Source organism: Thalassospira lucentensis (assembly GCF_050516545.1).
Taxonomy (GTDB): Bacteria; Pseudomonadota; Alphaproteobacteria; order Rhodospirillales; family Thalassospiraceae; genus Thalassospira; species Thalassospira lucentensis_C.
Genome location: NZ_CP191544.1, coordinates 3246592 through 3272081, shown reverse-complemented (window position 1 = coordinate 3272081; position 25490 = coordinate 3246592). Strand labels below are relative to the sequence as shown.

The window sequence follows — 25490 nt, the reverse complement described above, 5'->3', positions numbered from 1 at the left end:
AGCAATTCAGCAAAAGGTGTTGATGCACATCAAGGTTGGGAGGGTTTATTTCCGGCATCATCCGGGAAATTAAAAAGTTTAAGGTCAGGGTCATGCCAGAAGTCTATCAGGCACTTCCACTTACATCCCAGACAGCGGATATGACCTTTCCGCTGGTTCAGATGTTGCAGGTCGATCTGACATTTGTGCGCTGGCGTGCCTTTGTGGATAAATACTGCCTGCCGGTCATCAAAAACGAACAAGCCGGGCAAGATTACGGGGATAGCATCCTGTGGCAGCGCCAGCGTGGCATTATCGTTATTGCCAATGAACGTGGCTATATCCATGGGCTGTTTTCCTATCATGTCCGCGATGACATGACGGATGGTCTTGTTCTTCACGTCGACAATGTCATGGCCGTCGAAATCGTTACGGGTAACTATGTTCTGGATGCAATGGGGGATGCCATGACCCGGCTATCCAGCGACCATGATTGCCACAACGTTTATGTTTCGCTTGGCGAGATGGAAGGCCGATTACGCGACTATTTTGCCAAGGCTGGTTTTGTCCCCAGCAAAGTGCGCTATTGCGCGCCGGCAACGCCCAAACTTTCCGCCTGACGGAGCCGTTTGCGAATACGCGAAAGGGCGATGGGCGTGATGCCGATAAAGCTTGCGATTTGTGCCTGTGTCAGACGCGGGACGATGTTGGCGTATTCTTCGATAAAGCCCTGATAGCGATCCTGGGCCGACAGGCAGAGAAATTCATATTCGCGTTTTTCTTTCCGCAGGCTAACCTGTTCGTTGAAATCAAAAAACACCGCCAATAAATCGGCGTTTTCAGCGGCTGCCAAACGAAGTTTATCATACGGAAATGCCGTGACTTCGCAGTCTTCAAGGCAGGTTATGGCAAAATGGCTGGGCTCCCCCGTGATCTGGCAGCGCCGTGATCCCATCACCGCATTTTCAGCAAAAAAGCTTTTGATCCATTCTTTGCCCTCAAACGTGACATAGGACATCTGCGCCAGACCTTTGCGCAGGAAAATGACGTCCTTGCATATTTCGCCCTGTTTAATGATCTGGGCTGCTTTGGCAAATCGTGCCGTGCGTATATGACCGGCCAGATGCCGGTTGCTTTCCAGCTGTTTAATTAATCCGCCAAAATCCATGACCAATAAACCCGGGTTAATGCAAGATGGGTGTGCACAACAGATCCTTACCGCTGATTTGATCTTACGAGTACGCGGTAGGAACGCCCATTATGAACAAACAAACCGGAATTGTCCTGATCACTGGTGCCACATCGGGGATCGGGTTGGAATTGCTTCGGATTTATCACGCGCAAGGGGTCGAGATTGTTGCGCATGGTCGTTCAGAACAGAAATTGGCAATCCTTCAGGATCGATATCCCGGCCTTCATATTGTTAAAGCCGATCTGAGTGATCCGGACGCGGTCGATGCAATGATGCGCGATGTTTTGAACGTCTATCCCGATATCAGACTGATCCTTAACAATGCCGCCATTCAGGAACGGGGTATTTTAACCGAAGACGGTTTTGATCCGGATGTGGCCCAGCGCGAAATTGCGATCAATTTGCTTGCGCCAATCCGCATATGTCATGCCTTTGTGACCAAATACGCAAACAGTAACCGGTCAAAATCCCGATCCGAACCCGTGGAGCTTCGGATCGTCAATATTTCATCTGGTCTTGCGTTCTTCCCGAAAACAAGTGGTGCGATCTATTGCGCAAGCAAGGCCGCCTTGCACAGTCTGTCGCAAAGTTTGCGGTATCAACTTGCCGCAGCAGGCATTCCGATCGCCGTCAGTGAAGTGTTCTTGCCCGTTGTCGATACGCCCATGACCAAAGGCCGCAAGATGCGCAAGATTTCAGCCCGGAAAGCTGCCCTTGCCATCCATCACGGCATTGATACCGGTCTTGATGAGATTTATGTCGGAAAGGCACGGTTGATCCCGATCATCAGCCGCCTGTCGCCGTCCTTGATGAAATCAATTCTGCGCAATGGATAAGGGGCGGCTGTCATGAAAGATCTTTTGAAAACGGGATTGGTTCTGGCGATTTGTTTTGCCGCAACCTTTGGCATTCTGGTTGCGACCGGGTTGTTGCAACGTGATGACGTGGTTGGATGGCTCGAATTTGCCCAGCGCATTGACCCATGGTTTGTCGCCACCATCGTCATCGGTCTTCTGGTTGCGGATCTTTTTATTGCTGTGCCAACCATGACGGTCACACTGCTTGCGGGATATTTTCTGGGCCCGATAGGCGGTGCCTTGGCGGCGGGGTCGGGCATGATTTTGGCAGGTGTGAGCGGATATATCATCAGTCGAAAATTTGGCCGGGCGGTGTTGCGTCGGGTTATCTCGGATGACCAGCGGCTTCTTGAAATGGAAGATGTGTTTTCGCGCTATGGCTTGGTGGTTTTGATGATTTGCCGGGCCATGCCGATCCTGCCGGAAGTTTCATGTTGTTTGGCCGGGGTCACGCGCATGAAGTTTGGCTATTTCGGGTTGGCCTATTTGATTGGCACGGTCCCCTATGTGATTGTTTGTAGCTGGTTTGGGTCACAAAGTTCGCTTGCCAATCCGATGCCTGCCATTTGGGGGGCTTCCGGGGTGTCATTGGTGATGTGGTCATGTTGGTTTTTCCTGATCCGTCATCACCGGGCACAAAATCGGAAGGTTGCGGAACATAAAGGTGCCTCTATATCCGGGTAAGCGACATATGGACGCAATTTCGAATCAGGACTATAAGGCGGTTATGAACGGTATTCCTTTTGTCAAAATGCATGGTCTTGGAAATGATTTCGTTGTCTTTGACGGACGACGCGATCCTGCTGTGCTTGATCTTGATAACGCAACAGCGGCCAGAATTGCAGATCGCAAGACCGGCGTCGGGTGCGATCAGTTGATTGTGATTGAACCGGCCCTTGATGACATGGCCGATGCATTCATGCGCATCCGCAATAATGACGGTGGCGAGGTTGAGGCATGTGGCAATGCCGCACGCTGTGTCGCCAGCATCGTCATGGGCGAGTTGGGCCGGAAAGACGTCATCATCGAAACGGTGGTCGGGCTTTTGGATTCAAATGGCCTTGCCGATGGGCGTGTGACGGTCGATATGGGGCAGGTCAAACTGGACTGGCGCGATATCCCGTTATCCCAGGCGGTTGATACCAATCATATTCCGCTGTCGCTTGGGCCGCTTTCGGATCCGGTCGGTGTTAATGTTGGCAATCCGCACGCGGTGTTTTTTGTCGATGATGCCGAGGCGATTGATATCGAAAAGCTTGGACCGGTTCTTGAACATCACGAAATGTTCCCGGAACGTGCAAACATCGAAGTGTGCAGCATTGTTGGCGAAAACCAGATCCGCATGCGGGTATGGGAACGTGGTGTTGGCGTAACCCGCGCATGTGGCACAGGTGCCTGTGCCGTTGGGGTTGCGGCAGCACGTCGTGGCCTGACAGATCGCAAAACCGAAATCATTCTGGATGGTGGCAAGCTGACCATCGAATGGTTGCCCGATGATCATGTGTTGATGACCGGGCCGGTGGCGACCAGTTTCCAGGGATTTTTGCATTCATCCCTTTTGGGACAACATTGATAAGATTTTAAATTCCGGCCAGCACATCACGTGACTGGCCGAAATTTTATGCCGATATCTTTTACAGGTATTCTTACGGACCCCATCTGGTCTTGCGTCGATTGCACTGATCGGGCAAAACAGGGCGCATCAGGATTTGGTTCGATCCATGTCGGGACATCCCCCTCCCGTCTTTTGTGAAACTCAAAAGCAGGTTCAGATAATGGCTGACTTTAATACGCTTGACGGTGTCAATGTCGCTGGCAAGCGCGTTTTGCTGCGCGCTGATCTTAACGTTCCGATGAAGGATGGTGTTGTTGGCGATACGACCCGTATCGAACGGACTGTTCCCGGACTGATCGAACTGGCCGATGCCGGCGCGAAACTGGTTGTGATTACCCATTTTGGCCGCCCAAAAGGCCAACGCGTCGCAGAGATGACCTTAAAGCCGGTTGCAGAAGCACTCGCCAAGCAGCTTGGTCGTCCGGTGAAATTTGCCGATGATTGCATCGGGGCGACAGCAGTGGACGTGGTCAACAGCCTTGAAAACGGCGAAATCGCACTTCTGGAAAACCTGCGCTATCATGCAGAAGAAGAAAAGAACGATCCGGCATTTGTTGCGGAACTGGCCAAACTTGGCGACATTTTCGTCAATGATGCCTTTTCCTGTGCGCACCGTGCTCACGCATCAACCGAAGGTCTGGCGCGCGCACTTCCGTCTTATGCCGGTCGTCTTATGCAGGCCGAACTAGAAGCACTTGGCAATGCGCTTGAAGCACCGAAACATCCGGTGATGGCGATTGTTGGCGGCGCAAAGATTTCCACCAAGCTTGATCTTCTGGGCAATCTGGTTGCCAGGGTTGATCAGCTTGTCATTGGCGGTGGCATGGCCAACACGTTCCTTGCTGCCAAAGGTGTGAATGTTGGTAAATCGCTTTGCGAGCATGATCTTCTTGCAACCGCACGCGAGATATTCACCAAGGCCGAAGCTGCCAATTGTGAAATCGTTCTGCCGGTCGATGGCCTGGTGGCCAAGGAATTCGCAGCAAACGCACCGCATGATGTTTCAGACATCAATGATGTCGCATCTGATGGCATGATCCTTGATGCGGGTCCGAAGACCATTCTGGACCTGAATGCGCGTCTTGAATCCTGTGAAACACTGGTTTGGAACGGACCGCTGGGTGCGTTTGAAATCACCCCGTTTGATACCGCGACGGTGTCGGTTGCCCAACATGCCGCCAAACTGACCAAGGCAGGCAAGCTTCTGTCGGTTGCCGGTGGTGGCGATACGGTGGCGGCCCTGCGTCATGCAGATTCCGATCAGGCATTTTCATATGTCTCGACCGCAGGTGGGGCATTCCTTGAATGGCTTGAAGGTAAAACCCTTCCGGGTGTTGCAGCCCTTAGCACCAAGTGAAGGTCTTCTGACCAAGACTGAAAATGACAAACCCCGCCAAATTGGCGGGGTTTTCTTTTACGTAATGCCCCGGACTGATGATGGGGGCTTTACGCTTTTTCCGGATAGAAAATCAGGCCGATACTGTGCAGAACCGGCGGGATTGAGCGAATGATATGGGCAAGGCCCAGAACAAGCACGCCATGGGATGTTCCGACATTCCCCGACATCACATCATCAAAAAGAGTATCCCCGGTGTCGCTTAATGCGGTGAACAGCAATATGAAGCCCACAGAAGCATCGACCCACTGGTTCCGCACCCATGATTCGACCTTTTTAAGGAAAGGAAACATCATTTAACCTCTTGTTGCGTAAGTAAGAGATGCAGCAAGGAAGTGTCTTCCTGATTTTCTGTTTCTCTTAAGTCAAATGTAGCGGGGCGGTTGGTTTCGGTGATGTGTGGCGGAAACCTTCATGTTCTTGGCAGGTTTTCGGGCCGAGTTTCGCTAACGTCTCGGCCCTGATCTTATGGTTTGTTGACGTCCGGCAGATTGTTTTGCGCGGTGGTCTGCATGATGGTGTCGCGATCTTTCAGGAAGCTGGCATAGCCATTTTCCATCATGGAGCCACCCAGTTCGATATAGACCGTAAACAGGCGCGAAAGGGTATCTGCCTCGTCCGTATCGAGAATCGACAGCAATTCGCCGGACCGTGCCTGACCGGTTTCAAAATGTTCCCACGCGCGTTCAAGCAGGATGCCACCAAGATAATCAAGGTCGTCATATTTCCCCTGACCAATCACATTGCGAATTTCGCCAAGGGTAATATCGGCCGCGATCAGCATTTCTGCCGGAATGGTGACAAGGCGGTCGGGGCCTTTGATGTCTTCGGGAAGATCACGCAGGATATGAATGATGTAGCAAAAAATCGCCATATCGCGTGCATGGTAGACCGGTGGATTGGTCAGTGGCGAGGTATAGCCGATGTCCGGATCATATCGGGCGGACAGCAAATAGACAAAAATCGATGCCGGGGCAGCCGTCGCACCTTCGCAATAGGCGATGAAGTCATCCCATTCATCCATCGGTTCTTCGGCAACGTCACGATGAAGCGCATCTGCCAGTTCGACCCATGGTTCCGGTGACAGGTCGCTACGGCCCAGTGTCGCGCGCAAGGCTTCATAAACATCATTATTCAGCGGACCGGTTTCGGGAAGCGGGTTTTCTGCACCGGCCTTGGCGGAAATGATCTGTGCCTGCCACTGATCAATTGTTTGAATGATGTTTTCACGATGGGCATCGCGTTCTGCATCAGACAGTTCCAGAAACCCGTCATCGACAATATCGTCAATGACGCGCATGGAAGCATAACTTGCCAAAAAGAAACGTTGGCGTTCCGGGGAAAGCCGCATGGCTGCACGGTAAAGATTGGCGTTTTTGGCTGCTGCAAGTTGGTTGCACGCGTCAAACGGTGCGCCAAGTACGGACTTTTCTGGTGGGAGCGAATGGCTCATGCGTCTCTATATGTCCCTTTGGTTTGCCTTTCAAAGAGTCATACAGGACTGCCCGGCCTGTGCAACAGCGTAATTTAGTCGCGCAACGGAAATGCGAAATCAGAATTCGATGCGATAACGGGCTGTGAGGCCCAGCATGGCATCAATGCCGTCCAGAATACCCTGATCAGGCGGGGTTGGCGTAAGGCTGTGCGACACACTGCCATGCAAGCCAATCCAGATATCTTCAAGCGGCATATAAGATAAAGATGCAGCAAGGCCAGCATCGTTAAAGGCGCTGTTACTTCCCGATATCAAAGCCCGTTGGCGGGGCTGTTCAATTGTCAGTCCGCCTGTTTGATAAATGCCAATATTGCCCGATGTGGCGGCATTCAGATCCAGAAACGGGCCGACGGCAAACCCGACATCCGGTGACGGGGAATAGCCAAGTCCGATTTGGGCACTAATGCCTTGTTGGTTGTTGGTATTGCTATCGAGTTCCAACCAGAATTGATCGGTTCTATCTGGTTGATCGGGGGCGGGCCTTAGTGAAATGCCATAGCTTGTCCGACCAGAAAAATAATTGCCAATCCCGTCATGTCCTGCAGGCGGGAGTATGCCCGTGGCAAAGCCGCCACCAAATGCTAGCCGGGATGACGGGGTGACAGTTTCCGCAGTTTCATTTGATTGCGCGTACGCAGCATAAATCGGGCCCAAACCTGTGTTGATGCAGGTGGCCAGAATTAATGTAAGCAGCGAGCGTTTTATCAGATGCAGTTTCGTCATGCCGCCTGTTCCCACAGGTGATCAAACAAACACAACAATCGACGCATTGGTCGGGGATCGTCCAGGTGAATGGACAAATCAGAGCAGTATCAGTGTCGGTCCCATACCAACCATATGTCTGCCCGCAGCGACCAATTTAAGTATGGTTCTATGCGGTCAGGGTCGTATTTGTTCAGGTTCTTTGGTAGGAAATTGTCAATTGGTGCGCGTGAGTTGCACGCTATTGACGATCGATGCCCAGAAAGTCCCTGATTGCGTTGATTTGCGCTTTGTCATTCAGATGGGGTGCATGACCGCAGTTCGCCACTGCAAAAACCGGCATTTGTGGTTTTTTATTTTTCATTTTATCGACGATGGTTTTGGGGATCAGATCGGATTGTTCGCCACTGATCAGCATAACGGGGCACGGAAGGGCGTCAAATTCGGGCCAAGCATCAAAGGAATCAATATGTTCGGCAAAAACGCGCATGACTTCGGCATCGTAGTGCATCATGAAATTGCCGTTGGGCAGGCGACGTACAGAACGTGATGCCAAAAATGCCCAAGTCGCATCATCTGCAACGCCAAACGGGGCATAGACCAGTCGGACAAGCTTTTCGACATCATCAATGGTTTCAAATTCCGGTGATGCGCCGACATAAGATTTGATACGTGCAACCGCATCGGGATCAAGTTCCGGGCCGATATCATTCAGCACAAGCTTTTCAATCCGCCCGGCGACTTCAGCGGTGGCATAGAGCCCGATTAACCCGCCCATGGATGTGCCGATCCAGTCACAGGTTTGAACGCCAAAATGATCAAGCAGCTCGAACATCTGCGCGACATAGAATGGCACGGTATATTCCCTATCAGGATCTTTGGCCCAGCCAGAAAAACCGCGCCCGATCATGGTGGGGCACAGAACATAATACTGATCGGTGAAATGCGGTGCGACATGGTCAAAATCATCGGCCAAGCGGGCCAGACCATGCATCATGATCAAGGGACGTTTGGATGGATCACCCCATGCCCTGACATGGACTTCATAACCGCAGCATTTGACGAAATGTTCGCGAAACTCTGCCATAGATGGCTCCTTGTCAGGGGATGTCTTATCAGATGATCATTCTGAACGTTTGCGGGCAATCATGAACAGGCGGTTGAACGGAAACAGGGTGCGGCCATCTTCGCGCGACGGGTAGACCTGATTAAGGCGGTCTTTGTATTTCTTGGTCAAGCTCGCGCGAGCGTCATCATCGGGAAGGGCTGCCAGCACCGGGCGTAATATGGTCGAACTGGTCCAGTTATACACCGCATCGGGTCCGGTCAGGACGTGACAATATTGTGTCTGCCACAGATCAATGTCGTCACAGGCTGGCGCGAGAACATCAAAATAGTCGCCCGGGCGCATAATGCGGGCCACGTGCATTGCTTCTGCCACTTCCTTGCGCCATTCAATGCCCGCTTCGCCGATCAATTGATGGCTGGGTGCCAGAAAGTTGTTTGGCACCTGAATGGCAATAAAACCACCGGGGCGGACAAATTCAATCAGTTTGGGAAACAGTGTGGAGTGTTCGGGCACCCAATGCAGGGCCGCGTTGGAAAATAACAGATCCACCTGGCCATCGGGTTCCCATGAGGCGATGTCGGCTTTTTGCCATTCGATATTTTCAGAACGTTTGCGGGCGGTTTCAAGCATCTCGTCCGAAGAATCGACCCCGACAATACGCGGCGCATCATCACCAGATGCGGCAAAGGCATCGGCCAGAACTGCGGTCACTGATCCCGGGCCGCAGCCCAGATCGACAATATGACGGGGCGAAAACCCACTTGCTGCTTTGGGCAGGCGGGCGATCAAATCGATGGCCGGTCGAAGGCGTTCATTGCCAAACAAACCGTAGCGGGCAGGATCCCAATGTGTATTGCTCATAAGTGATTCTTAGAGCTTTTCGGGGTGATTTTAAAGCATTTGATGTTGGTCGTGGCCGATCAGTGATCAGACGCTTCTAGCTGGTCATAATGTCCCTTGATCAGATGGAACATGAACAGCACCGCACCAACAAACAGTGCCAGCCCAACAAAGTAGGAATAACCGTCATGCGATCCTGCTGAATAAAACAGGCCGAAAAGACCAACCGCGATGGTCAAAACACCAAAGATAAACCGATCCGTCGCCATGGTAGAGTTCCTTGTGTCGTAAGTGTCTGATAATTCGTGAAATAAAGCGAAACACATGTCGCTTCACAGCCGCAACCTGTCTCTTTATGCATTTTTCATTTCACGAATTCTTTGAGGTACATCATGAAATGCGTCGGCAAGTTGCAAATAAACGGGTCGTTTGAACGGTACGATCAGGTCCGGCAAAGTTACCAGATCGTTCCAGCGCCAGTCGTCAAATTCCGGATTTGGCACGTCAATTTTGATATGCTTGTCCTTGCCGGTAAAGCGCATGGCGAACCATTTTTGTTTCTGGCCGCGATATTTTCCTTTGAACGCTTTGCCGATCAAATGGTCAGGCAGATCATAAGTCAACCAGCCGGGGGTTTCGGCAATGATCTCGGCCTTGCTTGTGCCGATTTCTTCCTTGAGTTCGCGCATTGCGGCTTCAACCGAGCTTTCCCCGTCATCAATCCCGCCTTGCGGTAACTGCCAGGCCCCTTCAAACCCAAGCCGGTTTCCCATCCAGACCAGACCATCTTCATTAAATAATGCAATGCCGACACACGGCCGGTACGGCAGGTCTTCCGCCCGGACTTTGGACTTTTTTGCGGTATCGTCAGTCGATGGGGTCGGAGACTTCGGTGCCATGGTTCTTCCTAATTGATTGATGCCCGACATGCGGGGCATTCATCCCTAGTTTTCGATAGAGCCGCCGCCAGTTTCTTCGTCTTGTGCGGCCTCTTCGGCCATGGCGGCATTTTCACGTTCTTCTGCTTCGCGACGGGCTGCTTCTGCTTCGATTGCGGATTGTGGGGCAACTTGCAGGTTGGCAATCGCGCTGACCGGAACCAGTTCAACACCGAACCGCTTTAATCGAAGCGCCCAACTTCGCAGGCGCTGGATGGTGACCGGATAGGATTGGGCAATGCCAATAGCGGCACCGTTGCGTTTGGCAATTTCCACCAGCTCAGCCAGATTTGCATCAATCTGACGGCGGCTGAGAACCTGATCGATGATGACATTGCCAATCGCATTTGGCGATCCCGCATTGGCTGCCAGTTGTGCGCCGTAACTGGCAACACCGCTGTTTGATCCTTCGATATACATAAGCCCCGTGCGCGAGATGAATTCAATGATTGGTCTGATCGCACTATCAAGGCTACCGAATTTCGATCCCTGACGACTGACAAGGCCTGCATATCCCGGGAACTGGGCCAGTAACCATTCCAGTCGCACAAGGTTTTCACCTTCTGAAAGCGATGTCAAAAGGGCACGTGGTCCCGGATCGGATAGCGGGAAATCAACCGGTTCCATTGGCAGTTCAAGAAAGACCTCGTGGCCCATCGCACGGGCGTCGCGGGCAACGGTTTGCACATCGCGGGCATAAGGCGATATTGCCAAAGATATATTGAGCGGCAATTTGTTGATGGCGGTTTCGGTTCGCGCTTCATTCAAACCAACCCCGGTCAGCATAATCGCGACATAAGGTTGCCCTTCGACCAATTCGAATGGTCGTTTATAGGCATCAAACGGTGTTGTGCCGTCATCGGCAATCCGCGGGATGCGACCAAAGCTGCCTTCCTCATCGAGACCCGGCAACGGGGCCGGGCGCAATGGATCAGGTTCAATCGGATCGTCAATTGATCCTTCTTCTTCGATCAGGGCAGCAAGTTCTTCGGGTGTTGGGTGATCACCTGATCCGGTGCCATCAGTTTGTCCCGGTGCATCAGTTGCGTCGGCCCCGCTATTAAGCTGATTGGCGATATCTTCAGCCGATAGGGGGGCGTCACCAGTGGCGTCCGATGCCCCATCTTCTGCCTGCGCGCGATCGCGTTCCTGCACATCGCGGACTCCACGGGCAATTTCTTCTTGGAGTTCACGTTCCGATCCGGGCACGGCAACGGTTGCTTCGGGTCCCCCCATATGAAACAGCCGCCAGCCGGTTTCCGGATCAAGGATCGGGATCATCGCAACTGCTGTCGCGCCGAAGGGCGACATAAACAGCGTGATGATCAGAAGTTTCGACATCCAGCTGCGCCGCGACTTTGGTCGCTTTGGCAGCTTTTTGGTCTGAATGTCAATTGGCCATTCGCTGAAGGGCAGGTCTTCAAGATCAGTTTCGTGTTCGTCGTCCTCATCGTCGGCGTCAGTCATCCCGTCGTCAAGGTCGTCGGCCAATTCGTCGGCCATGTCCTCGTCGATATCGCCGTTGTTCTTTTTACGGAACGGCAAGGAATTTAGGATTTTCCTGAACACGAACAGCTAGTCTCTCACGATGCCCGGCTGGACCTTACCCATGTGGGCGCGGACCAAACAGGGAAATGCCTCGGATCATGTCAAGCGCACGCGAGAGCTGATAATCATCAGTTGCAAGCTGCTCGGCCTGATCGCGGCGGGAATTCGCATCCTCTTCCGCATTTGTTGTGCGGGCATCTTCGTTACGAAGGGCACCACTCAGTGATGCTTCGGAACGTCGCGTTTCCGCTTCGATGCTTTCAAGATGGGCTTGCGGGACAATGATGTCCGGAACAATCCCGACTTCCTGAATGGATTTACCCGACGGGGTGTAATAGCGCGCCGTGGTCAAACGCAGTGCCACATTGCCCGGCATTGGCAGGATGGTTTGAACCGATCCTTTGCCAAAGCTGCGTGTGCCCATAATGACCGCGCGGCGGTGATCCTGAAGCGCACCGGCAACAATTTCAGATGCCGAAGCAGAACCGTCATTGATCAGGACAACCATCGGAAGCCCTTCGGCAAGGTCGCCGGTACGTGCATTGTAACGTTCAGTGTTTTGCGTGTCGCGCGGACGGGTCGAGACGATCTCGCCTTTATCAAGGAAGGCGTCTGATACTGAAATCGCCTGATCAAGAAGACCGCCCGGATTGTTACGAAGGTCAATCACCAGACCCTTGATTTCCGGCCCGATTTGATCGCGCATATCGCCAATCGCACGCTGCAGACCGCTAAAGGTTTGCTCGTTGAATTTGGTGATGCGGATATAACCGATATCTTCTTTGACTTCGGCGCGGACCGACTGGATCTTGATCACGGCACGGGTCAGGGTTACATCAAACGGTGCTGCTTCGCCCTTACGGACAATCGTCAGCAAAATGTCTGTATTGACCTTGCCGCGCATCATTTCGACCGCGTCATTAAGCGTCAGGCCGCGAATGGCGGTGCCATCGATATGGGTAATGAAGTCGCCAGACTGCAGACCTGCCTTTTCAGCCGGTGTGTCATAGATCGGTGCGATGACTTTGACGAAACCGTCTTCCATCGTGACTTCGATGCCAAGCCCGCCAAATTCCCCACGGGTATCGACCTGCATTTCCTCGAAATTATCCATGTTAAGATATGAGGAATGCGGATCGAGCGACGTCAGCATACCGTTGATTGCAGCTTCGATCAGCTGTTTGTCATCGATATTTTCGACATATTTGGCTTTCACCTGTTCAAAGACATCGCCGAACAGGTTGAGCAGGCGATAGGTCTCGGCCGAAGACGTTGAAGATTGCGCCAAACATGGGGACGCAAGGCCGAAAGTCATGCCGGTCGCGAGAGCGAGTACTGCCAATCGAGAGGTTTTCATCCACTTACCTTGCCGTTTTTCGAGGCCAGCCACGGAAGCGGATTGATTGCTTCCCCGTCCTGGCGCATCTCCAGATACAGTTTTGGCGCAGTTTCACCCATAATACCAACAGGTTCGCCCGCCAAGAGATATTGTCCTACCACACTGTCGAGCCGATCAAAACCGGCGATGAGACTATGGTATCCTTCGCCGTGTTCGATAATCAAGAGTCGGCCGTAACCGCGGAAGGGGCCAGAAAAGACCACTTTACCATCAAATGGCGAGACAACCTGTGCATTTGCACGTGTGCTGATCTCAATTCCTTTTGATCGTGTAACAGTCAATCCATCCGGACCACGTGATTTTTCCCCAAACAGTGTGACGACTTTGCCACTGGCTGGCATGCGTAAATCACCATGGGCCAGTGTTATCGAACTACCAACAGCAAAATCTTCTTCGTTTGTGGTGTCGTTATCGGTCCCGACCTTGCCCGGATCATCTCGATCAACAGGCGGTGGGGGAGGTGTGTTTTTTGCGATGGTCGAAGTGCCCAGCGTATCGGCATCCGGTTCCGTGCGGGTTGCAACTTCAACGTCCGGGCGTGCACGGGGCTTGGGCAGGCCTTCGGCGCGTTTGCGTAAAGTCCGCAAAAGGTCGCCAAGCGATTTGGCTTCGTCGGCAAGGGCGCTGACGGCTTTGGCGGCTTCGTGGGCTTCGGCTTCGGTTGCTGCACGCAGGCGGCGCTTTTCACCAAGCAGCTCGGTAAGGGAAGCACGTTCTGATTGCAGTTCGCTTGTGGCCTTTGCAACGTCACCACGACGATTGCGGATATCTTCGCGCAAGCTGGCGATTTCGCCAAGTTCCTTCCGCAGATCACGTGCATGTTGCTCGACACCGGGCAGGGCTGCTTTTAACAACACGGCGGAGCGCAAGGTATCCTGCGGGGAAGTCGGCAAGGCAATCACTGCTTCTGGTGGGGTGGTCGAGAGGCGCTGTAACGCCATCAGAATGCGGGCATATTGCCCGGCCTTGTCTTCAAGACTGGTCGCGGCACGTTTTTCACGGGATTCCAGCGTTGCAAGCTGATCTTCCATATCGGTCAGGGTCGCTTCAAGACGCTGGGTCCGACGGGCAACCGAAATAGCTTCGGATTGAAGAGCCTGTTCTTCGGTCCAAAGTTCACGCGATTTACGCGACAGGAATTCTTCCTGTTTTTGCTGTTCGGTCAACTGGCTTTCAAGTTGATCAAGTTCCTGATCAACTTTTTGCAGCGATTGGGCAAAAGAAGGTGCGGCCCCGCCCGCGATCAGAACTGCCAAGGCAGTCAGCGCAGGCAGGGTCATCTTCGAGACTGGATCAGCTCGCAAGAAGCGCATCATTCTGTTTCATGCCCTTAAGCAACGGTTTGCCAGTCATCTCGGCTGGCTGCGGTACGCCAAGCAGTTGCAGCAAGGTTGGTGCTACATCGGCAAGACGCCCATTCTCCAATGTTACCCCTTCTGGACCGTTAACAAGGATGGTCGGCACCAAATTAAGGGTATGTGCAGTATGTGGTTCGCCGGTTTCCGGATTGACCATCACCTCGCAATTGCCGTGATCTGCAGTGACAAAGGCAACACCACCAACCGATTTGATGGCATCAATCACTTGCCCAAGGCAGGCATCAACGGCCTCGGCCGCTTTCATCGCAGCACTCAGAATGCCGCTATGGCCGACCATGTCGGGATTGGCAAAATTAAGAATGATGGTGTCATAGGTCTCTGCCTTGATGGCCGCCACAAGCTTTTCAGTGACTTCGGGGGCCGACATTTCCGGCTGCAAGTCATAGGTCGCGACTTTTGGCGATGCGACAAGAATACGGTCCTCGCCGTCAAACACCTGTTCTTCGCCGCCGTTAAAGAAGAACGACACATGCGGGTATTTTTCAGTTTCAGCGATACGAAGCTGTTTCAATCCGGCCTTGGAAACCACTTCGCCAAAGATGTTTGGCAGGGTTTGTGGCGGATAAATCGCATCCATATATTTGGCATGTTCTGACGAATATTCTACCATACCGGCCGGAACGGCGAATTTGGGGGGAGTACCACGATCAAACCCGTCAAATTCCGGGGCGCACAGGGCGGCGAGAATTTCACGGGCACGATCAGCACGGTAATTGGTCATCAACAGTCCATCGCCATCGGCAATGCCATCAAACCCGTCAATCACAGTCGGCAGAACAAATTCATCGGTCGTGTTGGCGGCATACGCTTCGGCAATCGCGGCTTCGGCACTTTTTGCACTGCGGCCATCAGCGTAGTTTTTGCCTTGAACCATGGTGAAATAGGCCTGACTAACGCGTTCCCAACGGTTGTCGCGGTCCATGGCGTAATACCGCCCGGTTACCGTCGCGATTTCAACATTGGCATCGCCGATCAGGGCACGGAATTTTTCAAGGAATTTTGCCGCACTTTTCGGTGCAGTATCACGGCCATCAAGATAGGCGTGGATTTTGACCGGCACACCGGCATCGGCAATGGTTTTCGCCAAGGCGGCCATATGAACCTGATGGGAATGAACCCCGCCTTCGGACAGAAGACCGGCAACATGGCACACACCTTTGCTGCTCTTCAGTTTGGCGATGACTTTTTTGACGGCATCCGTCTCGGCAATGGTGCCGGTTTTGACGGCTTCGTCAATTTTGGGCAGTTCCTGCATGACAACGCGGCCTGCACCCAAATTCATGTGACCGACTTCCGAATTACCCATCTGACCTTCTGGCAGGCCGACATCAAGACCACAGGCCTTTAAAAAACCGGTCGGATTGTTGGCATAAAGTTCATCCCAGACAGGCGTATTGGCCAAGGCAACTGCGTTGTCCTTGGTTTCTTCGCGATACCCCCAGCCGTCCAGAATGCACAGCACTACAGGGCGCGGGCGCTTTACGGAATTCGATACAGTCACGTTCATAGATCCCACAAATAAAGATAAAGGCTGAATTACCCGTAAATAATTACCAATAAATATGGTGACTTACAGGCCATTTTGCCATCAATCCCGTTGTGCGGGCAGGGTGGGTTATCCGTTACTCACAACAGGCGCATGCGTAATCCCGGCAATTTAGCACGAATGTGGTGCCTTAACAGCACTTGGGTGGGGAAAATTTTGCAGCAGCGAACCAGTTCTTTTGACAGCGTCTAAAGACGCAGATACAGTTTTCCCCAACGGTGAACCTCAGAGGTGACAGAAATGTCATTTCGCACCGCGATGGGAGAGTTCGGTCACCAATATGACCGGCGCCGAAGGAGCAATTGCCTCATAAACACTCTCAGGCAGATGGACCGTCGCGGATAGAGGCTCTGGAGAGAGAAAAAAAGATAACGCATGAGAGAGTGCGCTATCTGGCTTCCACCGAAGGATGAAAACCTGTTGGCTTATTGTTTTTGGCCAGCAGGAATACAATCTCAGGTCAAGGGACAGAGGGGGCAAGACACCGGTTCGTAAACGGCGCGATTTTTTCGCGCGTTCAAGAGCCGTGAAGGAGGCCCTATGACCAATGCTCCCGCCACCGGTCCCACGACAGGATCGCAAGACGTAAACCTTTCTGTTGTCGATCTTTATACCATTGGAATTGGCCCATCGAGTTCGCATACGGTTGGCCCGATGCGTGCAGGCTATCGTTTTTGCCTTGAGCTTGAAGCACGTAATCTTTTGGCGAAAACCGGCAGCGTTGTGGTTGATCTTTATGGATCTCTTGCCCTGACCGGTAAGGGGCACGCCACAGATACGGCTGTGATTATGGGCCTTAACGGCAAGCGTCCGCGCAATATTGACCCGGATGATATCAAGCCGACCGTGGCGGCAATTGATGAAACCCACAAGCTCCAGCTTTATGGTCAGTATCCGGTTGTCTTTAACCGCGACACCAATCTGGTCTTCCATTTTACCGAAACGCTTCCGCAGCACCCCAATGGCATGCGCATCACGGCCTTTGATAACGACGGGGTGAAAATCCACAGTCAGGAATATTTCTCGGTCGGTGGGGGCTTTATCGTTTCAAGCGATGATCACGGGGCGGAATATTCCGGGGATAATATCACGCTGCCATTTCCGTTCTCGTCAGCCGATGAGTTGATGGAGATCTGCAAACGCGAAGGGCTGTCCATTGCCGAAATCATGATGGCAAACGAACAAAGCTGGCGTAATCCTGATGAGACAATTGCGTTTGTTGACCGCGTCCATGAAGCGATGATGAACTGCATTGACCGGGGCTGTCGAACCGACGGCATTTTACCCGGCGGGCTGAATGTCAAACGCCGGGCATCAAAGCTTTATAAGGAGCTGACCGAAAAGCCGGAGGCAGGGCTCCGGGATCCGCTGACGGTGATTGACTGGGTCAATCTTTATGCCCTTGCAGTGAACGAGGAAAATGCCGCCGGCAGTCGCGTGGTTACCGCACCAACCAATGGTGCAGCAGGGGTTATTCCGGCGGTTTTGCGCTATTACGAACGGTTCGGGGCCAATGCCAGCCAGCACAATATTCGTGAATTCCTGTTAACGGCAGCAGCGATTGGATCGATCTATAAAAAACGCGCTTCAATCTCGGCCGCCGAAGTTGGCTGTCAGGGCGAAGTTGGTGTTGCCTGTTCAATGGCAGCAGGTGCGCTTTGTGCCGTGATGGGCGGCACCCCCGAACAGGTTGAAAACGCCGCCGAGATCGGCATGGAGCATAATCTTGGCCTGACCTGCGATCCGATTGGCGGATTGGTCCAGGTACCGTGCATTGAACGTAACACCATGGGGGCAGTCAAAGCCATCAACGCAGCCCGATTGGCCTTGCGCGGTGACGGGCAACATACGGTGTCCCTTGATAAGGTCATCGAGACCATGCGCCAGACGGGACTCGACATGCAAAGTAAGTACAAAGAAACCAGTCAGGGTGGTCTTGCGGTCAATGTCAACGTGGTGGAGTGTTAGAACCTCCTCGTAAGAATAGGGCGGAAAACCGGGGGATTTAGCGTTTTTGCCGTGGAGCCATCTGGCCGGGTGTTTGGTTTATTGTCACGCGTGTATGGCAATCTGTTATACTTAATCGAGCAAAAATGGGGCAAAGACCCCACCCAAGGTTGGACATAGATATGAGCAAAAAGCTGTTTCGCATTTATATCGCGGTCAGTTTGGATGGCTTCATTGCGCGCGCCAATGGCGCGGTGGACTGGTTGGATGAATATGATCCGGCCGAGTTTGGCTTTGAGGATTTTCTGGACTCCGTCGGGACATTGATCATTGGTAGAAATACCTTTGATCAGGTCATGGAATTTGGCGACTGGCCCTATGAGGCCCGCCGCACAATCGTTTTGACATCACGTGAACTTCCGGAAAATCGACCGGCCAATACCGAGTCGTATGGCGGCAGTATCATCGAACTGGTTGATCAGTTGCGCGATAGCCGAAATGGTAATGGCGATATCTGGGTTGTTGGCGGCGGGAGTGTGGTGACACAGTTCCTGTTTGGTGGCTTTGCCGACCAGCTTGATATTTTCACGATCCCCGAAGTGCTGGGCGACGGAATATCCCTGTTTGGGCGCGATGCCGGTGGGATAAAGCCCCGATTGCTGGCCTCCGAACGGTACAATTCCGGGGTCGTTCGCAGCCAGTACGGATTGCACGAATAATAAAAACCGCGCCGATGATTTCCGGCGCGGTTTTTGATTTGGCTATGTGCAGTTTGGCAAGGTTTCTTAGATCTCGCCAATTGCATCAAGTGATTCCGGCAGGATCTGGCCGCCATCAACGACGATTGACTGACCGGTGATATAGGCGGCTTCATCGGATGCAAAGAAAAGGGCCGCATTGGCGATGTCTTCGACGCTGCCCAATCGTTTAAGCGGGATCGAGCTTGCCATTGACTCCAGATAACTCTGTCCCAGATCAGCCAGACCTTCGGTCATGATATTGCCCGGCAAGACGGCATTAATCGTTATGTTATAGCGCGACAATTCCATGGCCGCAGTGCGGATAAAGCCAAGCTGGCCTGCCTTGGACGCCCCATAATGGGCCCATCCCGGATAACCGGTTACCGGGCCGGTGATGGATGACGTGATCACAACCCGGCCTTTGCCCGATTGTTCAAAATACGGGATGCAGGCCTTTACGCACAAAAAGCTGCTTTTGAGGTTGGTGGACATGACCTGGTCCCAGTCATCTGCTGCCATGTCGACCATTTTGACCTGTGGGAAGATACCGGCATTGGCGCACAGGATATCGATGCCGCCAAATGCCTTGGCGGTGTATTCAGCCATGGCTTTGACCTGATCCCAATTAGACACATCGCACAGAACCATTTCAGCCGTACCGCCGTTGGCGCGGATTTCTTCGACCGTAGCCGCAGCATCCGTTTCCGTGCGGGCGGCTACCATGACTTTCGCCCCCTTGCTGGCGAAGACACTGGCGATACCTTTGCCAATACCCTTTGAGCCACCAGTGACGATGACACTTTTCCCGGAAATTGAAGTCAGCATGGTCGATCCTTTCGTGAACCCATCTCGCAACAGGGAGCCGCATTGATGCGGTTCATCTTGTTGGCGGCCTTCCTGATTGTGCAGTGCGTTATGTTTCCCCGATGATTGGGCTATTTTTTCCGTTATGCAACAAAAAATGTTGCAAATTACACATTTTAAGGCGCAATCTTCACAAGATAACGTGCTGAACCGCAGAGTTCGGCGGGAATTGAATGAGTTGAAACCGTCGCAACTGTTGTTTCCCGCCTTGTTGGGGTTTGGTGAAGCGTTGCCTGGATGCTGGTATTGGGCCAAAGGAGATCACTGTTGGGTGGCATTTACGATGACAACATGATTGGTATCCTAAAGACCGGTGCCATGTCGGTTTTGCCGGGATGGAGCATGGGGAAGGATGCCGATGTGTCGCTTCTGACCGTCTCGGAAAATGCGACCTTTCTTGCAACCGATCCTGCGACGGGTGGGAAGCTGATTTTGCGGGTTCATCGACCGGGCTATCACACGCGGGCTGAGATTGAATCCGAACTGGCGTGGATTAATGCCCTTCGTGCCAGCGAGATTGTCCACACCCCGAAACCCCGTTCGCGCAGCGACGGCTCACTAGTGGCCGAGTTTGACCACGACGGTGTCAGTCGCCATGTCGTCGCGTTTGACTTTATGGCAGGCGAGGAGCCATCGGCGGGAGACACGTTGGTTGACGGGTTCTTTAAACTGGGTGCGATCAGTGCGCGGCTTCATGGGCATGCGCGGCAATGGGCGCGATCGGTTAATTTTGTCCGCAAAAGCTGGACCTTTGATACGACCCTTGGCGCGACACCCCATTGGGGGGATTGGCGGGCAGCACCGGGATTGGATGGTGCCAGCACGGCCTTGTTGGAACGGGTTTGTCATCACCTTGAGCATAAGCTTATGGCATTCGGGATGGATAAGGACCGGTTCGGCTTGATCCATGCAGATTTGCGCTTGGCCAATCTGTTGGTCGATGGAAACCGATTGGGTGTGATTGATTTTGATGATTGTGGCTTTGGCTGGTTTGGCTATGACTTTGCCGCGGCCATCAGCTTCATCGAACTTGATCCGATTGTTCCGGCCTTAAAAGAAGCATGGGTAGAAGGATATCGCACCGAAGCACCATTTCTGTCGGCAGACACCGCGATGCTTGATAGTTTCGTCATGCTGCGCCGGTTGTTGTTAACCGCCTGGATTGCCAGCCATCCGGAAACACCGACGGCACAGGAAATGGGAACCGGCTTTACGACCGGAACGCTGCAAATGGCAGAAAGCTTCCTTTCGGCTGAAGGTGTGTGATGAGCAAAATGCCCACCCCGCCGACCTTACCCACCGCCACCGTGCGCCCCATCCTTGATATGAATGCCTATGATGGTCAGGTGTCCGCCAAAGCAGATCAGGGCAATGATCTTCTTATGCGCCGCACCCGGAATGTTGGCGCCGCATCGGTTTTATTTTACCGTGATCCGATTGAAATGGTTTCGGCTTCCGGATGCTGGATGACAGCATCTGATGGTACCAATTATCTGGATTTTTATAACAATGTGCCATCCGTCGGGCATTGCCACCCACAAGTGGTTTCTGCCATGGCCGATCAGGCCGCACGGCTGAACATCAACAGCCGATATCTGCATCAGACCACAGAAACCTATCTTGATCGGCTGAAGGCGACTTTCCCCGATCATTTGGAAAATGTCGTTCTGACCTGCAGCGGGAGCGAGGCAAACGATCTTGCCCTGCGGACTGCCCAGCGTGGAACAGGGGCGCGGGGCATTATCGTGACTGAGTGCGCTTATCACGGCAATACTGCGACGGTGACAGATATTTCGCCGTCTGCCTTCAAGCGCGGTAAATTGCCCGACCATGTGGTGAGCGTGCCTGCACCCGGTAAACTGGCTTACGGCGATGATATCGCCGGAGGTTTTGCCGATGCGATTGTAAAGGCGATTGCAGTTCTTTCAGATCGCGGTCACGGGATTGCGGCCCTGATCGTTGATAGTATCTTTTCGAGTGATGGCGTGTTTTCCAATCCGCGTGGCTTTTTACGCTTGGCGGTTGCAGTGGTTCATCGTGCCGGGGGTGTTTTTATCGCCGATGAAGTGCAGCCGGGTTTTGGCCGGACCGGGGATGCGTTTTGGGGGTTCCTGCGCCATGACGTGACCCCTGACATCGTCAGTATGGGAAAACCGATGGGCAATGGATTTCCCATGGCAGGGATCGCCGTACGACCTGAACTTCTGGCGGCATTTTGCGAAGATGTTGGCTATTTCAACACCTTTGCCGCAAGCCCGGTGGCAGCGGCAACCGGACTTGCCGTACTGGATGTTATTCGCGACGAGAACCTTTTGGCGAATGCGATGATTTGCGGGAAATACCTGCGCGAAGGATTGCAGCATCTGGCCGATATCGATGGACGTATCAGTGATATTCGCGGTGCGGGGCTGTTTCTTGGCGTGGATTTATCCCCGAATGGTGCGCCGGAAGACGCAAACGGGCAGTTGGTCGGGGATGTGATCAATGCCATGCGTCGTCACCGGGTTTTGATCGGTGCGGCGGGAAAATATGGTGAGACATTAAAAATCCGCCCGCCCTTGTGCCTGAGGCAGTCAGAAGTTGATTTCTTTATCGAAGCATTGGGGAAATCGTTGCGAGAATGCGGGTAAGGACAAAGGCAATCAAGGTTTGCTTGCGGCCTTGATCGTGCATCCGGCTCCCCGGATGGTTTCACCCAGACGACCCATCGGATTTTCATCGCAGACCAACACATCAACTGCATTCCAGTCACAGTAGCGGGCTGGAAAGGCCTGATTGAATTTTGTGTGATCGGCAACGATCATGCTCCGGGTTGCGCGTTCCATCATGACGGAATAGACGTCTGCTGCCTCGATCAAGGCATCACTTGCGCCATCGTCATCAAGGCCACTGGCGCCAAGGATGGCCCATTCAACCCGGTAGTTTTCCAAAAAACGAATGGTCTGCGCGCCGTGCATGGCCCCTTCCTGTGCGTGATACAGGCCCGGGGCCATGATCACGCGGATGGTCGGATTAATTGCCAGAACGGTTGCCACGCCAAACGAATGCGTAATCACGGTCAGATCATTCATGGTGATGGCAAGTCGTTTGGCGACGTGAACCGTGGTTGCACCCGATCCAATCATGATGTGGCGCGCACCGGCCAAAATCGGGACTAATTGTTTGGCGATGATTTCGCGTTCTGCAACATGGAGCTTGTGGCGTTCATTCAAGCCCGGTTCGCTGGATTGGCGGCGTACCGCCCCGCCATAGGTACGGTTGATCAATCCCTGTTCTGTCAGGTCGTCAAAGTCACGGCGAATGGTTTCACTCGACACGTTCAAACGGCCAGAAAGATCCGCGATCCGTAAAGACGGTTCGTGTTCCAATTCACTTAGAATGCGTTGTTGTCGCAGGGATTTTTTGTTTGTTGCCATGGCGTGATGATACTGCCGAGGGCATCATCACGCCAGCCGTTTATGTGCTCTTAGATGGCGGGATCCAGCCCGTATTTCCGGCAATGGGCGTGAAAACTGCTGGCAAGCTCATCCGCACCGATCAGGTTTCCGGCCTCATCTTTGTAAGTCAGGTGATGTTCGATGGCCTGACCTTGCCACAGTTTTTCAATCTCGGCCCGTTTTGACGTCGCGCGGAACTGGGCGATGAAGGCGTTAATTTCGGTCAACAGGTTATAGGATGCCGGGTCTGCCGCGACCGCAGCAACATAAAAGAACGGATGAGGCAGGATTGGTTTGGGCAGAACTTCAAGGCGTTTGTGCCATGGGCTTTGCGGGTTTTGTGACGCCCAGTGAAATACAGGGTGATCACCGGCAAAGGCATCAATCGCCCCGTTGGCAACCGCGTCATGGACACGCGAAATGTCGCCATAGGCAATCATGTTGGACAGTTTTGCGATGCCGCCCGGCTTGTTTTCATTATCGGCCCAGCGCAGGCCGACCTCTTCAAGAACGGCAAGGGCGGCGGGGTCATTGACCGTGCCCAATACTTTCCCTTCAAGATCGGCAATGGTGTTGATTGATGTGTTGTCCGGTCGGCGGATCAGTGAAAAATTCAGATAGGTGTAGGTGTCTGAAAAGGCGACACCTTTGTAAAAATCACTTGGCGGCAAGGCGCACCAGACAGCATCGGCGGTTGGTTGACCGGCCTTTTTGCCGACGAACAGAAGTTCGGTCAGCAAGTCCCAAGGATGTTCAACAAACTCGCAGGTAACACCGATGGATTTTGCAAAGGCCTCGGCATAGTCGATATCGATCCCGTGCAATGGCCCATGTTTTTGGGGCCGGAAAGATGCGCCGACCAATGCCGGATCAATTGCAATCCGGATTTTGCCGCGCGCCTTGATGTCCGCCAGCCGGTCATAGGCGGGGTCTTCATGGATGTGGTTGGATGCCAGAAATTGCGAAAGTTTGCCAGTTACGGTTGCGCCATCCATGGTGCAGCGCGAAAGTTTGGCGATTTCACTTTCAGCCCAAGATACCTTGCCGCGTGTTCGGGCCGATGATTCTTTGCTGGCGTCCAGAAGTTCAAACACGACCTGATTGTGGCCGCTGATATGTTCCAGTCGCCCCGACATTTGCGAAAAGCGGTCTTTAAGGCCGCCAAGGGCCTCTTCGATTTCGCTGCCCAGACTGTCAAGGTCATTGCCGATATTGCCCATGCTTTCACGAAGGGACTTTGTCACATCTGAAAGATCAATCAGATCGACGGCCTCGTTGGTGCGTTGCATGGTACTTTGCGCAAGGTTGCCGACTTCTTTGGCGACCACGGCAAAGCCACGTCCATGTTCACCTGCACGGGCGGCTTCAATCGTTGCATTGAGCGCAAGAAGCTTGATCCCCTTGCCGATATCTTCAATGGCTTTAAGGACTTTAGACGCCCCTTCTGCCTTGGTTTCAAGATCCTGACTGATCTTTTCAAGGTCACTGCGGATGGCGTTTGTTTTTGCCGATACAGTCGCACGGGTGGCGTTTTGCACGTCACTTGCGGTGACGGTGCTTTCATCGATTTCGCGACCGGTTTGTTCAATGCCAATGCGCAGATTGCTGGATCGAACGTCGATCTCGCGCATCAGGCTGTCCTGGCTTTCACCGGCCGTATTGGCGAATTTTAAAAGGTGCTCGATATAATCAAGTGCGGTTGTAATGCCCCGCATCAGGTCGTCGACCTGTGCAGATGTTTTGGCATTGTCATACGTTACGTCGCGTACCGCGAAAACGGTTTGTTCCATCGTCAAAAGCCTCACCACTGCCCAAGGGTATTTTTCTGGGAATGTTTTTTTCTTATGATGAAACTTTAGCCAAGCTTTGGTTATGTTGCAAGGCAGCATAACCGAATAGCGGGAGAAGGTGCTTGTTCATTCGGTCACAAGTTGAACCGGATTGATTCCTGTGACGGTGACAGCCACAGCAAGGGTGACGAATAAGGCGGATCGCCAAATTGACCGCGCATATTGTCATACGGTAGGATTATTCGCGGTGATAAGGATGGTTGGTCTGAATGGCATGGGCACGGAACAGTTGTTCGGCGATAAGGGCGCGGACCAACATATGCGGCCAGGTGGTCTTACCCAGCGACCAAAGAGTATTGGCGCGTGATTTAAGGGCTGCGCCATGGCCGTCCGCCCCGCCAATGGCAAAGGCGATATTGCCCGCATATTGATCCATCCAGCCTTCAAGCTTCTGTGAAAAATCAATAGAGCCATATTCCTTTCCGCGCTCGTCAAGGGCGATCAGAAAGACATTGTCAGGAACGACGCCAAGCAGAAGTTCGGCTTCGCGGTCTTTCAGCTGATTTGGCGGGAGCTTTTTCTTTTCTTCGACTTCGCGGACAACGAATGGCCAGCGCAATCGGGCAGCATAATGGTCAAACAGATCTTTCTCGGGGCCGGACTTCATCCGGCCTACCGCTGCAAGAGTGATTTGCATGTTTCTGATCCAGACCGTTACGCAGATACTGTCAGGCGTGCGCTTGAGGATCACCTCAAG

25 protein-coding genes and 1 riboswitch are annotated in these 25490 nt (G+C 53.0%); of the genes, 9 read left to right on the top strand and 16 right to left on the bottom strand.

The window, feature by feature from the left end; all coding sequences use genetic code 11:
• Nucleotides 1-92: 92 nt before the first annotated feature.
• On the top strand, nucleotides 93-599 hold the full coding sequence (locus ACQ0MK_RS14910; protein ID WP_430473283.1) for a hypothetical protein: 507 nt from the start codon (nucleotides 93-95) through the stop codon (nucleotides 597-599).
• Here the strand turns inward: ACQ0MK_RS14910 and ACQ0MK_RS14905 are convergent.
• Complete coding sequence (locus ACQ0MK_RS14905) at nucleotides 563-1147, bottom strand: Crp/Fnr family transcriptional regulator (protein WP_430473282.1); 585 nt, start codon at nucleotides 1145-1147, stop codon at nucleotides 563-565. The two genes, ACQ0MK_RS14910 and ACQ0MK_RS14905, sit on opposite strands and share 37 nt — an antisense overlap.
• A 92-nt stretch (nucleotides 1148-1239) precedes the next feature.
• On the opposite strand from ACQ0MK_RS14905, the gene ACQ0MK_RS14900 reads away from it, so the two are divergent.
• The 4 genes from ACQ0MK_RS14900 to ACQ0MK_RS14885 all read left to right on the top strand — a co-directional run bounded on the left by ACQ0MK_RS14900 (nucleotide 1240) and on the right by ACQ0MK_RS14885 (nucleotide 5000).
• The gene (locus ACQ0MK_RS14900) at nucleotides 1240-2007 is read left to right on the top strand and encodes an SDR family oxidoreductase (protein ID WP_430473281.1); all 768 of its coding nucleotides are present in this window, start codon (nucleotides 1240-1242) and stop codon (nucleotides 2005-2007) included.
• A gap of 12 nt (nucleotides 2008-2019) precedes the next feature.
• Entirely contained in the window at nucleotides 2020-2712 is a 693-nt protein-coding gene (locus ACQ0MK_RS14895) for a TVP38/TMEM64 family protein (RefSeq protein ID WP_430473280.1), read from the top strand.
• A gap of 7 nt (nucleotides 2713-2719) precedes the next feature.
• Complete coding sequence (gene dapF / locus ACQ0MK_RS14890; protein WP_430473279.1) at nucleotides 2720-3601, top strand: diaminopimelate epimerase; 882 nt, start codon at nucleotides 2720-2722, stop codon at nucleotides 3599-3601.
• Between the two features lie 202 nt (nucleotides 3602-3803).
• Nucleotides 3804-5000, top strand: a complete 1197-nt coding sequence (locus ACQ0MK_RS14885) for a phosphoglycerate kinase (RefSeq protein WP_430473278.1) — start codon at nucleotides 3804-3806, stop codon at nucleotides 4998-5000.
• An 89-nt stretch (nucleotides 5001-5089) separates the two neighbouring features.
• Here the strand turns inward: ACQ0MK_RS14885 and ACQ0MK_RS14880 are convergent, their stop codons facing one another.
• The 11 genes from ACQ0MK_RS14880 to gpmI all read right to left on the bottom strand — a co-directional run bounded on the left by ACQ0MK_RS14880 (nucleotide 5090) and on the right by gpmI (nucleotide 15916).
• Nucleotides 5090-5335 carry a hypothetical protein gene (locus ACQ0MK_RS14880; protein ID WP_350048315.1) on the bottom strand — a complete coding sequence of 82 codons (246 nt, stop codon included), beginning with the start codon at nucleotides 5333-5335 and terminating at the stop codon, nucleotides 5090-5092.
• A gap of 170 nt (nucleotides 5336-5505) precedes the next feature.
• Nucleotides 5506-6492 (bottom strand): phytoene/squalene synthase family protein, encoded by a 987-nt coding sequence (locus ACQ0MK_RS14875; RefSeq protein WP_430473277.1) that lies wholly within the window; start codon nucleotides 6490-6492, stop codon nucleotides 5506-5508.
• 99 nt (nucleotides 6493-6591) lie between these two features.
• The gene (locus ACQ0MK_RS14870; RefSeq protein ID WP_430473276.1) at nucleotides 6592-7257 is read right to left on the bottom strand and encodes a hypothetical protein; all 666 of its coding nucleotides are present in this window, start codon (nucleotides 7255-7257) and stop codon (nucleotides 6592-6594) included.
• Between the two features lie 220 nt (nucleotides 7258-7477).
• Nucleotides 7478-8323 carry an alpha/beta fold hydrolase gene (locus ACQ0MK_RS14865; RefSeq protein ID WP_430473275.1) on the bottom strand — a complete coding sequence of 282 codons (846 nt, stop codon included), beginning with the start codon at nucleotides 8321-8323 and terminating at the stop codon, nucleotides 7478-7480.
• Nucleotides 8324-8359: 36 nt separating this feature from the next.
• A complete protein-coding gene (locus ACQ0MK_RS14860) occupies nucleotides 8360-9166 on the bottom strand; it encodes a methyltransferase domain-containing protein (RefSeq protein ID WP_430473274.1) in 807 nt (268 codons plus the stop codon).
• Nucleotides 9167-9225: 59 nt separating this feature from the next.
• Nucleotides 9226-9414 (bottom strand): hypothetical protein, encoded by a 189-nt coding sequence (locus tag ACQ0MK_RS14855; RefSeq protein WP_350043181.1) that lies wholly within the window; start codon nucleotides 9412-9414, stop codon nucleotides 9226-9228.
• A gap of 84 nt (nucleotides 9415-9498) precedes the next feature.
• Nucleotides 9499-10044, bottom strand: a complete 546-nt coding sequence (locus ACQ0MK_RS14850; protein ID WP_430473273.1) for an RNA pyrophosphohydrolase — start codon at nucleotides 10042-10044, stop codon at nucleotides 9499-9501.
• A 45-nt stretch (nucleotides 10045-10089) separates the two neighbouring features.
• Complete coding sequence (locus ACQ0MK_RS14845) at nucleotides 10090-11652, bottom strand: divergent polysaccharide deacetylase family protein (protein ID WP_430473272.1); 1563 nt, start codon at nucleotides 11650-11652, stop codon at nucleotides 10090-10092.
• Nucleotides 11653-11686: 34 nt separating this feature from the next.
• Nucleotides 11687-12988, bottom strand: a complete 1302-nt coding sequence (locus tag ACQ0MK_RS14840) for a S41 family peptidase (protein ID WP_430473271.1) — start codon at nucleotides 12986-12988, stop codon at nucleotides 11687-11689.
• Nucleotides 12985-14310, bottom strand: a complete 1326-nt coding sequence (locus ACQ0MK_RS14835) for a murein hydrolase activator EnvC family protein (protein ID WP_430473270.1) — start codon at nucleotides 14308-14310, stop codon at nucleotides 12985-12987. Before ACQ0MK_RS14835 ends, ACQ0MK_RS14840 begins: the two co-directional genes overlap by 4 nt.
• A gap of 13 nt (nucleotides 14311-14323) precedes the next feature.
• Nucleotides 14324-15916 (bottom strand): 2,3-bisphosphoglycerate-independent phosphoglycerate mutase, encoded by a 1593-nt coding sequence (gpmI, locus tag ACQ0MK_RS14830; protein ID WP_430473269.1) that lies wholly within the window; start codon nucleotides 15914-15916, stop codon nucleotides 14324-14326.
• A 288-nt stretch (nucleotides 15917-16204) separates the two neighbouring features.
• Nucleotides 16205-16300: riboswitch (glycine riboswitch) on the top strand.
• Nucleotides 16301-16495: 195 nt separating this feature from the next.
• On the opposite strand from gpmI, the gene ACQ0MK_RS14825 reads away from it, so the two are divergent.
• Nucleotides 16496-17923 (top strand): L-serine ammonia-lyase, encoded by a 1428-nt coding sequence (locus ACQ0MK_RS14825; protein WP_350162132.1) that lies wholly within the window; start codon nucleotides 16496-16498, stop codon nucleotides 17921-17923.
• Nucleotides 17924-18084: 161 nt separating this feature from the next.
• Nucleotides 18085-18621 carry a dihydrofolate reductase family protein gene (locus ACQ0MK_RS14820; protein ID WP_350043187.1) on the top strand — a complete coding sequence of 179 codons (537 nt, stop codon included), beginning with the start codon at nucleotides 18085-18087 and terminating at the stop codon, nucleotides 18619-18621.
• Nucleotides 18622-18687: 66 nt separating this feature from the next.
• Here the strand turns inward: ACQ0MK_RS14820 and fabG are convergent, their stop codons facing one another.
• On the bottom strand, nucleotides 18688-19467 hold the full coding sequence (gene fabG, locus ACQ0MK_RS14815) for a 3-oxoacyl-ACP reductase FabG (RefSeq protein ID WP_430473268.1): 780 nt from the start codon (nucleotides 19465-19467) through the stop codon (nucleotides 18688-18690).
• A gap of 306 nt (nucleotides 19468-19773) precedes the next feature.
• On the opposite strand from fabG, the gene ACQ0MK_RS14810 reads away from it, so the two are divergent.
• Together ACQ0MK_RS14810 and ACQ0MK_RS14805 are read left to right on the top strand one after the other, a co-directional pair.
• Nucleotides 19774-20772 carry a phosphotransferase enzyme family protein gene (locus tag ACQ0MK_RS14810; RefSeq protein WP_430473267.1) on the top strand — a complete coding sequence of 333 codons (999 nt, stop codon included), beginning with the start codon at nucleotides 19774-19776 and terminating at the stop codon, nucleotides 20770-20772.
• Complete coding sequence (locus ACQ0MK_RS14805; RefSeq protein WP_430473266.1) at nucleotides 20772-22136, top strand: aspartate aminotransferase family protein; 1365 nt, start codon at nucleotides 20772-20774, stop codon at nucleotides 22134-22136. The genes ACQ0MK_RS14810 and ACQ0MK_RS14805 overlap by 1 nt, the downstream gene beginning before the upstream one ends.
• 12 nt (nucleotides 22137-22148) lie before the next feature.
• On the opposite strand, the gene ACQ0MK_RS14800 is transcribed toward ACQ0MK_RS14805, so the two are convergent.
• The 3 genes from ACQ0MK_RS14800 to rlmH all read right to left on the bottom strand — a co-directional run bounded on the left by ACQ0MK_RS14800 (nucleotide 22149) and on the right by rlmH (nucleotide 25430).
• Nucleotides 22149-22922, bottom strand: coding sequence for a DeoR/GlpR family DNA-binding transcription regulator (locus tag ACQ0MK_RS14800; protein WP_430473265.1), 774 nt, complete (start codon nucleotides 22920-22922; stop codon nucleotides 22149-22151).
• Nucleotides 22923-22972: 50 nt separating this feature from the next.
• Nucleotides 22973-24733 carry a methyl-accepting chemotaxis protein gene (locus ACQ0MK_RS14795; protein WP_430473264.1) on the bottom strand — a complete coding sequence of 587 codons (1761 nt, stop codon included), beginning with the start codon at nucleotides 24731-24733 and terminating at the stop codon, nucleotides 22973-22975.
• 238 nt (nucleotides 24734-24971) lie between these two features.
• Nucleotides 24972-25430: a 23S rRNA (pseudouridine(1915)-N(3))-methyltransferase RlmH gene (gene rlmH / locus ACQ0MK_RS14790; protein ID WP_430473263.1), complete on the bottom strand. Its 459-nt coding sequence runs from the start codon at nucleotides 25428-25430 to the stop codon at nucleotides 24972-24974.
• Between the last annotated feature and the right edge of the window lie 60 nt (nucleotides 25431-25490).

Bases quoted from the DNA above. Each gene is read 5' to 3' on its own strand.
- ACQ0MK_RS14910 (WP_430473283.1), top strand. From the start codon at position 93: ATGCCAGAAGTCTATCAGGCACTTCCACTTACATCCCAGACAGCGGAT.
- ACQ0MK_RS14905 (WP_430473282.1), bottom strand. From the start codon at position 1,147: ATGGATTTTGGCGGATTAATTAAACAGCTGGAAAGCAACCGGCATCTG.
- ACQ0MK_RS14900 (WP_430473281.1), top strand. From the start codon at position 1,240: ATGAACAAACAAACCGGAATTGTCCTGATCACTGGTGCCACATCGGGG.
- ACQ0MK_RS14895 (WP_430473280.1), top strand. From the start codon at position 2,020: ATGAAAGATCTTTTGAAAACGGGATTGGTTCTGGCGATTTGTTTTGCC.
- dapF (WP_430473279.1), top strand. From the start codon at position 2,720: ATGGACGCAATTTCGAATCAGGACTATAAGGCGGTTATGAACGGTATT.
- ACQ0MK_RS14885 (WP_430473278.1), top strand. From the start codon at position 3,804: ATGGCTGACTTTAATACGCTTGACGGTGTCAATGTCGCTGGCAAGCGC.
- ACQ0MK_RS14880 (WP_350048315.1), bottom strand. From the start codon at position 5,335: ATGATGTTTCCTTTCCTTAAAAAGGTCGAATCATGGGTGCGGAACCAG.
- ACQ0MK_RS14875 (WP_430473277.1), bottom strand. From the start codon at position 6,492: ATGAGCCATTCGCTCCCACCAGAAAAGTCCGTACTTGGCGCACCGTTT.
- ACQ0MK_RS14870 (WP_430473276.1), bottom strand. From the start codon at position 7,257: ATGACGAAACTGCATCTGATAAAACGCTCGCTGCTTACATTAATTCTG.
- ACQ0MK_RS14865 (WP_430473275.1), bottom strand. From the start codon at position 8,323: ATGGCAGAGTTTCGCGAACATTTCGTCAAATGCTGCGGTTATGAAGTC.
- ACQ0MK_RS14860 (WP_430473274.1), bottom strand. From the start codon at position 9,166: ATGAGCAATACACATTGGGATCCTGCCCGCTACGGTTTGTTTGGCAAT.
- ACQ0MK_RS14855 (WP_350043181.1), bottom strand. From the start codon at position 9,414: ATGGCGACGGATCGGTTTATCTTTGGTGTTTTGACCATCGCGGTTGGT.
- ACQ0MK_RS14850 (WP_430473273.1), bottom strand. From the start codon at position 10,044: ATGGCACCGAAGTCTCCGACCCCATCGACTGACGATACCGCAAAAAAG.
- ACQ0MK_RS14840 (WP_430473271.1), bottom strand. From the start codon at position 12,988: ATGAAAACCTCTCGATTGGCAGTACTCGCTCTCGCGACCGGCATGACT.
- ACQ0MK_RS14835 (WP_430473270.1), bottom strand. From the start codon at position 14,310: ATGACCCTGCCTGCGCTGACTGCCTTGGCAGTTCTGATCGCGGGCGGG.
- gpmI (WP_430473269.1), bottom strand. From the start codon at position 15,916: ATGAACGTGACTGTATCGAATTCCGTAAAGCGCCCGCGCCCTGTAGTG.
- ACQ0MK_RS14825 (WP_350162132.1), top strand. From the start codon at position 16,496: ATGACCAATGCTCCCGCCACCGGTCCCACGACAGGATCGCAAGACGTA.
- ACQ0MK_RS14820 (WP_350043187.1), top strand. From the start codon at position 18,085: ATGAGCAAAAAGCTGTTTCGCATTTATATCGCGGTCAGTTTGGATGGC.
- fabG (WP_430473268.1), bottom strand. From the start codon at position 19,467: ATGCTGACTTCAATTTCCGGGAAAAGTGTCATCGTCACTGGTGGCTCA.
- ACQ0MK_RS14805 (WP_430473266.1), top strand. From the start codon at position 20,772: ATGAGCAAAATGCCCACCCCGCCGACCTTACCCACCGCCACCGTGCGC.
- ACQ0MK_RS14800 (WP_430473265.1), bottom strand. From the start codon at position 22,922: ATGGCAACAAACAAAAAATCCCTGCGACAACAACGCATTCTAAGTGAA.
- ACQ0MK_RS14795 (WP_430473264.1), bottom strand. From the start codon at position 24,733: ATGGAACAAACCGTTTTCGCGGTACGCGACGTAACGTATGACAATGCC.
- rlmH (WP_430473263.1), bottom strand. From the start codon at position 25,430: ATGCAAATCACTCTTGCAGCGGTAGGCCGGATGAAGTCCGGCCCCGAG.